Source organism: Clostridioides sp. ZZV15-6388 (assembly GCF_020657755.1).
Classification (GTDB): domain Bacteria; phylum Bacillota; class Clostridia; order Peptostreptococcales; family Peptostreptococcaceae; genus Clostridioides.
Map to the genome: position 1 here is coordinate 1 of NZ_JAGWCU010000061.1, position 8579 is coordinate 8579.

6 protein-coding genes and 1 pseudogene are annotated in these 8579 nt (G+C 23.4%); all 7 read right to left on the reverse strand.

All coding sequences use genetic code 11. From position 1 onward, the window contains the following. Positions 1-129: 129 nt before the first annotated feature. Positions 130-801, reverse strand: a complete 672-nt coding sequence (locus tag KGF48_RS19460; protein WP_227868479.1) for an ABC transporter ATP-binding protein — start codon at positions 799-801, stop codon at positions 130-132. Between the two features lie 13 nt (positions 802-814). Beyond that, the gene (locus KGF48_RS19465; RefSeq protein ID WP_227868480.1) at positions 815-3361 is read right to left on the reverse strand and encodes an FtsX-like permease family protein; all 2547 of its coding nucleotides are present in this window, start codon (positions 3359-3361) and stop codon (positions 815-817) included. 135 nt (positions 3362-3496) lie between these two features. Next, complete coding sequence (locus KGF48_RS19470; RefSeq protein WP_227868481.1) at positions 3497-4447, reverse strand: sensor histidine kinase; 951 nt, start codon at positions 4445-4447, stop codon at positions 3497-3499. A 404-nt stretch (positions 4448-4851) separates the two neighbouring features. Beyond that, positions 4852-5562: a LytR/AlgR family response regulator transcription factor gene (locus tag KGF48_RS19475; RefSeq protein ID WP_227868482.1), complete on the reverse strand. Its 711-nt coding sequence runs from the start codon at positions 5560-5562 to the stop codon at positions 4852-4854. Positions 5563-5665: 103 nt separating this feature from the next. Beyond that, complete coding sequence (locus KGF48_RS19480) at positions 5666-6778, reverse strand: ComEC/Rec2 family competence protein (protein ID WP_227868483.1); 1113 nt, start codon at positions 6776-6778, stop codon at positions 5666-5668. 712 nt (positions 6779-7490) lie between these two features. Continuing rightward, entirely contained in the window at positions 7491-8123 is a 633-nt protein-coding gene (locus tag KGF48_RS19485) for an OmpA family protein (protein WP_227839436.1), read from the reverse strand. Then, positions 8116-8579: pseudogene (locus KGF48_RS19490) on the reverse strand (hypothetical protein); the annotation flags it as partial. The pseudogene KGF48_RS19490 and the gene KGF48_RS19485, both read right to left, overlap by 8 nt.

The following is an 8579-nucleotide window of genomic DNA, read 5'->3' on the forward strand; positions in this document are numbered from 1 at the left end:
TAGCTTATTTTTATATGTATTTATCTACTCTTTTATATTATTTAATACTTTCTATTTGCAGTATTTAAAAAAACAAATAAATTAAACTTTTTATTGAATGTTTACACTAAAATAAATTAATAAATAGATTTAAACTACATTTGAAATATTACCATCTTGTATTGCTATACACACATCAGCCATTTTTGCTATATCATTATTGTGAGTTATCATAACTAAAGTTTGTTCAAATTCGTCTACACAAATTTTTAAAAGATTCATTACATCATCAGTAGTCTTACTATCTAAATTACCAGTAGGCTCATCTGCAAATATTATTTCAGGTTTATTCACTAATGCTCTTGCTATAGCAACTCTTTGTTGCTGTCCTCCACTTAACTCATTTGGAAACTTATTTATTTCATCTTTAATCTTTAATAAATCTAGTATATTCTTTATATAATTTTTATCTATTTTCTTGTTATCTATAGTTACTGGAAGTACTATATTATCATATACACTCATAACTGGTATCAAGTTAAAGCTTTGAAATATGAATCCAAATTTTTCTCTTCTAAATTTTGATAATTCTTCTTCTTTTAATTTTGATATATTCTTACCATCAATAATAACTTTACCTGATGTTATATTGTCTAATCCTGCTATACAGTGTAAAAGTGTACTTTTACCACTTCCACTAGGGCCAATTATTGATGTAAACTTTCCTTTCTCAAATACCAAGTTAATATTTTTTAAAGCTATTACTTTATTCTCCCCTTTACCATAGATTTTATTTAAATTTATTACTTCTAATATCTCCATACATTTACCGCCTTTACTCATTTATTTTTAAACCGTCTACTATACTTAATTTTTCTATTTTGTTTTTAGATAAATAAGATCCCACTAAACATATCAATATAGTTGCAACTCCAAATTGAAGTATTTCATAAATAGGTATATAAAACTTCATACTATTTTCTACCCCTAATATTTGTGATTGTCCTACGTTTACCATATTTACAAATTTATAGTAATTAAAAGTTGAAATGATTGATGCTATTAATGTACTAAGTACTCCATACATAATACTTTCTTTTACAATCATACTTTTAATCTTTTTCATACTCATTCCTATCGCTCTTAATGTTGATATTTCGCTTATTCTAATCATAATATTTGTTCTTAATATACAAATAACATTTATAGAAGATATTATAAGTGTAAGTAAAGCGGAAATTAGTACAGTCTTTTTGTTTTTATTACTTTGCTCCATGAAAAAATTTTTATATTCATATTTACTTTCAATATCTACGAATGAACTATCTTCTGTTATTATTTTTAATTTATCAATAACCTCTCTATCCTTATCTTCTTCAACTTTTATAGATATTTCATTGTAATTAGAATAACCTGTTATATCCTTATAATCTTTTTCATTTAATAAAACTTGTAAGTTTGTATCAAAACCTCCCTCTTGATTTACTACATAATCTTTATTTAATATCCCTACAACTCTTATCTTTTGTTTTTTATATTCTACTTTTCCATTTTTATTTACTGGTATCTTAATATTTATTAAATCATTTACTTTTATCTCTTTTAGTATTTGTACATCATTATTTCCTTGTCTTGTTGAATAAAAATTATTAGATATTAATGCACTTGGATATTCATTTTCTAAATTATTTATTATATTATTTCCATCAAGTATAAAATTGTCTATATTTTCTAATGTTTTATCCTTATATCCCTTAAGAGTCAAATTAATTTCTAAATTATTTTTATTTGTTGATGATTCATGATAAGGTATATAATCATCACTTAAGTTATTAATATCTGTATTATAAAACCCATTTATATTCATATTTGGCTGGATTTCTTTTATTTCTTTTATTTTTTCTATTTCATTTATATATTTCTCATTATAATATGCAAATCTCTCATCAGTATTATTTATATCCTTTTTCAAAATAATATCAGTTTTACCCATAGTCCTAACTTGTATACTACTATCACCTATATTATGATTGTTATAGACTGCCATCTTGCTTATATAGAAGGTTCCTGCCAAAGCTATTGAGAGTGCACATACAATAGTTCTTGTTTTATTCCTCCATACATTTTTATAAGCCATTTCTCCTGTTATCCCAAATATTTTTCTTATTAATTTATAATAAAACTTATTTTTTGTATGTATTTTCGAATTGTTTGTACTTCTAATAGCTTCTATTGGAGAATTTTTGTCTAATTTATGCATAATAAATATAATTGATACTAATACTGATGCTGTAGCCATTATTAAAGGTTCAAGCATACTTGTTTCACTTATATAAAGTTCTGTTATATTTCCATATATACATCTTAATCCTATATATGATAATATTGTACCTATTGCAAACCCTACAATTAATCCACCTATAAGAACTATAATACTTTGTATAAATAACATATATCTTATACTCTTCTTGGATAATCCTATAGCTCTTAGCATACCTATTTGTTTTGTCATATCTACTAGTATAATATTAAAAATATTATATATAACTAAAGTAGATGATATTATAGGAATTAACTTATTATTTTTACTAAAGCTAGTATTTTTACTCATTTTATATTCATCTAATACTTCGTTTAAACCTAAATTTATTGTAAAATTGTCATCATTTAACTTATATTTTTCTTTAAGTATATTTGTTTTTCCGATATTTGGTATTTTGGTATTAAGCTTTAAAATACCGTTATATCTAACCAAATTTTTAGGTATAATATTGATATTCTTACTATCATAAATAAAACAGTTTACTTTATAGTATTCATTTGCTGTGTAGTATCCTTCTGGCTTTTGAATAATACCAACTAATTTAAGTTTCTTATTTCCACTAAATAACTGATGTTCATCATTTTCATCCATATAATCTTTTACTATTTTAAAATCAATAGTTTGTCCTATATTATTCTTTAATCTCATTTCTTTTAATGCTTTTTCTTCTAATACAATTTCATTTTCATTTTGTGGCTCATTTCCTTTTATTAACTTATAACCATATTGATTTATAAAGTCTTTGTCATATGAATTTAAACTTATTGATACACCACTTTCATCTACTAAATTACCAAAGTTCTTTATATTGTGAATTTCTTTTACTTCTTTATCTTTTTTAAGCTTCATTGTTATATCATTACTCAAGTTAGTATATTCAATATGATAATCACTAAAGTTTATATAAGCTTCTTTAATATTAAGTTTACTTTGAGTTTCTGGTATAATATTTAGTGTAAATACTAAAATTACTGCTAAAGCTATGCTTGTTATAAGAGCTAAACTCCTCCCTTTTTGATTCCTCAAGTATATTAATGCTAATTTTAAACTGATTTTCATCTTTACCTCCTACTTGTATATTAAATATAAAAATAAGGTGATACCTTTTACATTTAAAAGATATCACCTTTATTTTTTAATCTCAATATTTATAACACAAGTGGTATTTTTATAGCTATAACTGTCATGTTTTTATTAAATAGGTATATATATTGTTGCTATAAACTTTACTTCATCAGATTTGAAATTTAGTTCTCCATTATATTTTTCAATAGATGATTTTATACTTTGAATACCTATTCCATGAATGTACTTATCTTGTTTATCAGTTATAAACTTTCCATTTTTAATTACAACTTTATTGATTTTACTATTTTCACATTTTATAACATAATACTTTTTTATAATAGTTCCTCTTATATTTATATATTTTTTTTGAATGCTGCCATCTATTTTATTACAAGCTTCTATTGAATTATCTAATAAATTGGAGAAAATACTAGTTACATCTACAACATCTATAAAATCACATCTTAAAAAATTTATATCACACATAAAATCTATCTTATTCTCTTTACATATTTTACTTTTTTCATTTAATATTATATCTAGTAATATATTTCCTGTATTATACACTTCATCAAAATCTTTCATTTCATTTTTTATATTATCCAAATATTTATTTACATCTTCATTATTACTTTGAAGAGCCTTTATACTGGCAATGTGATTGTTTATGTCATGATAAAGGTTTTTTATTTTTCTTTGAGATTCTTGTTGTGTTAAGTAATACTTATGTTGCATGTCTAGTTTTTCGTTTATAACTTTGATTTTTGCATCTTCTTTAGTTGATTTTATCGAGTTTATAAGGGTTCCAATAAAAACTGTATTTATTACAACTATAATATATGGAAATACAAAATCAGCAAAATTAACAAATGGCATAAATGTTATATTATAATTTATTTTATTGTCTGATATTATTGAATAAAAATCATAAATACTATCTGTCGCTTTATTTAAGAATAAAATTATAAAAGCATTTATAAGTATTGTTAATACTATATAAATGTAATACTTGGCGTTTATATATAGATTTTTTATTTTATCAAAATTATAGATAAATATAAAAATAATAAGATTCATTGTAATAAACTCAATTATTTCAAACTTTAGTCTAATGTTAAATTTGAATTCTTCCATAAAAAATACATATACATATAATAATATATAGTGAATTGTTAGTTCTGATATTTTATATAATATAGTATATATAAAAGAGTAAATAAAAGATGTTTTAAATTTCATCCTATAGGAGCATTTACAAATAAAAGCTAATGATATTACTATACTAACAATATCTACTATAGGTGTGTATAACCACACTTTAGTTTTTATAATTTTTAACAATAGTATTAAATTTATAATTTTTAAAAATATACTTGATGGATTATATTCATATCTGAATTTTTTCATTATAATAAAAAATATTAAAATAAATACTATTGTACTTATACTTTGTCTAATCATATAACATAAATATGAATTTATCATAGCTTGTTTCCTATTAAGTTGAAGAACTTATCTTTAGTATCTTTAAATCGATATCTACTTATAGGCACTTCTTCTTTGTTATCGAGTATTGCCATATATTGTTTTATACTTTCTACATATTCTAGATTAACTAAAAAACTTTTATGACATCTATAAAATTTGCTACTATTTATTTCTTTTTCTATTTTATCCATTGTATTCTTTATTTTATACTTTCCACTTATTGTATGTATAGTTATATCTTTTTTTTGTATTTCTATATAAGTTATTTTATTTATTGTTATTTTATTTATGATGTTTTTTTCATTTATAGCTAGATACTTATCATTTTCATATTTTTCATTTATACAATTTATAAGATGTTTTTCTAAATCCTCATAGTTTATAGGCTTTAATATATACCTATATGCTCTTACCTCATACCCTTCTTGTATATAATCAACTAATGAAGTAATGAATATTATTTCTGAACTTTTATCGCCCCTTTTCCTAATCTCTCTAGCTAAATCCATTCCATTAATTTTCCCCATTTGAATATCAAGTAAAAATACATCTATATCTTTAGGATAATTACTGATTAATTCTTCTGAAGAGCTAAATATAAGTATTTTATACTCTATATTTAGATTATAAAATACTTTCTCTATATATTTTTTTATTAAGTTTTGCTGATTTTTTTCATCTTCACAAATAACTAATCTAATCATACATATTTCCTCCATAATCGAATAAATTTCATCATAATGTAGTATCTTTCATATCTTATTCAATGTATTATCCTTTTATATAATGGTCTTGATTATTAGATATTTATTCACAATTTTTACATACTCTTGGCTTTCCGCTATCAACTATACTACCAGTTAATATATTCTTACTATTGGATAATGAATTACATTTATCGGTAATATGATATACTGAACCATTAGGAGTCCAATAAACAATCTTAGAATCATAAAGAATATTTGTATCATTTTCATGTTTTAAAATATTCTTAGAATTATTTAAATCCTTATTTTGTATATTATTATATGCCCACTCTTTGCACTCAGTTTTAACACCTTTACCTGTAGATTCGAATATTACATCCTTACAAAAGTCGCTTCTATGAATTTCAATGCCTTTATTAATTAACCTTGTAATAGTATCTTTATGTGGATGACCATATGAATTACCTTTCCCAACTAAAATTACTGCATATTCAGGATTTACTTTATCTAAAAAATTCTGAGATGAACTACTACGGGAACCATGATGGGCTACCTTTAAAATGTCTACTTTTCCAAGTTTTGATAATATTTCTTTTTCTGTACCTTCTTCAGCATCGCCTGTAAATAAAACTTTATCCTTACCATTAGTATATATAAGTACTAATGATTGTTCATTAGTAGTATTTCCTCCATTTGTATTTAGAACTTCAAAATAGGATTCTTCAAGATAAAACTTTTTATTTTCAAGAGGTACACTTGGTGATAAATCCTTATTTGCTAAAGCATATATAAAATCTCTATAACTCTTTGTTTCTGCTGAACCGTTTGATACAAAAACATTTTCTATGTTGAAATTTTTTACAACAAAATCAAGTCCACCTAAATGGTCTGCATGAGAATGAGTAGCTATAAGATATTTAATATCTTTTACGCCTTGATTATTTAAATAATCTACAATTAGATTTTCATCATCATTATCACCTCCATCAATTAGTGTAAAAGTTTTACCATCCTGAATTAATATAGCATCGCTATTACCAGTATTAATAAAATGAATTTTTACATTTTTATCACTTAAATTATTTGATTGATTATTTCCACTGTCTGATGTATTACTACAACCAGTTAAATAAATACATATGGAAATTATTAGCAGAAATATTAAAGCTTTAATTTTAGAGTTTTTTTCATTACTTACATTTTCTTCTATCACAAACTACGCCTCCATCTTCATAATACACTAGCAATTTTTTAAAAGCTTATAAAACTTTGTATATTTTATTACTGTTTTTTACTTTATAATACTTTATGAAAAATATTAATTCCATAATATTTTTATAATATATATCATCTATCGACTTATTCTATCATAATTAATTATTTAATAGCAATATTTCTATTTTATAGTCAATCTATCTTGATTGAGTACTGAAATAATAATATGTTAGTTATTTTAAAAATTCATAATATAATTTATTAGTATAGATATAAGAAGAATGCATAGAAATAAGATATTCTTCCATAAGTTATACTTTAAAGTACAGTAAATAAAAAGGTAACAACTAATTCTAGTTGTTACCTTCCAGCTTTTCTACCATAGACTACATCTTCTTTTTCATAATACACTAATAATTATAACATGATATGCGTTTTTATGATATTTTTTTACATAATATTTTAATTAGCATTTATAAAATAATAATAATAAAAATTGACACCGTATAAGTTTTATATTATATAAAATGAATTATTTTACATCAGTAGTACCCAGTTATGCATTTTAAACGACCATTTATGTTTAAAATATTGCAAAATTCTTCCAAAACTTATACTATATTAAATATCAACAAAAATAAATAAACTTTTTCCTTAAAGAAGGCTTAAAGCTCACACCAACTGCCTTCTTTTTTTTTATAATTTTTTAACTATTTATTTTGATTAATATTTATTTCATATTTTAGCTCTACTCTTCTAGATGCATCTCTATTTACACTATTATCTCCATTTTTTACGAGTTCAGCTTTTGACCTACCTATTGCAATAATATGTTTAGTTACTTCATCTTTATATTTATAATTACCTATTTCATCTCCTACTACAAATTTAGCAACGCTATATGCCCTTCTTTGTGATAAATCTAAGTTATAGATATAGCTTCCTACATCGTCTGTATGACCTTCTATAACTATTTTAGATATATAGTCGCCATAATCTTTATAAATAGTTTCTATGTACTTTGGAACAAACATTTTTAACATCTCTTTAGCCTCTGGTTTCAAGACATCACTATCTACATCAAACATTGTCCTTTCACCAAAAGTTACTTGACCATTAGCCTTATCCACTTTCACAGGTATACCACTTTTTTTAAAGGTTTCTTCAACAGAAGCATTCACATTTTTAGCTAAATCTTGTTCAACTGAGCCTGAGATACTTTCTGAACTAAATAAGATAAGAATTACAACCATCAACACAGTGGATAATAAATCTGTAAATGTTGGCCAGAAACTACTCTTTTCAAATTCTCTGTTAACAGTTCTTCTATATTTATTATTCATTTAACTCATCCTCACCTATGGCCTTTATTTCTTTCTTTTCTATCTCATAAATTTCTTCACTTAAAGGATTAAATATACTATCAATATTATTTTCAAATAAATCTTCACTATCAAGAGGAACTTCATCTTGCATGAAGGAGTTATTAAACATAACATCTAGCTTATCTTGAATGTCTAAAGAATTCTCAAACATTATATCTAGTTTGGTTTGTAAGTCATTAGAAAAGTTCTCAATAATACTTGAAAGATTCTTAATTGAATCGTCTAGAGTGTATTTTTCATCTAAAAGAATTTTTTGATTTTGATATATTTTGTTTTCATGAGTCATTAATTTAGTTAACAAATCTTGAGCACTTCTTTCATATAAAGCAAATCCTGCATTTATATTTCTTATATAACCTTTAATTTTATGCTGGCTTTCAGTGGAATTATATATATTTTTTGATGATTCTTTTA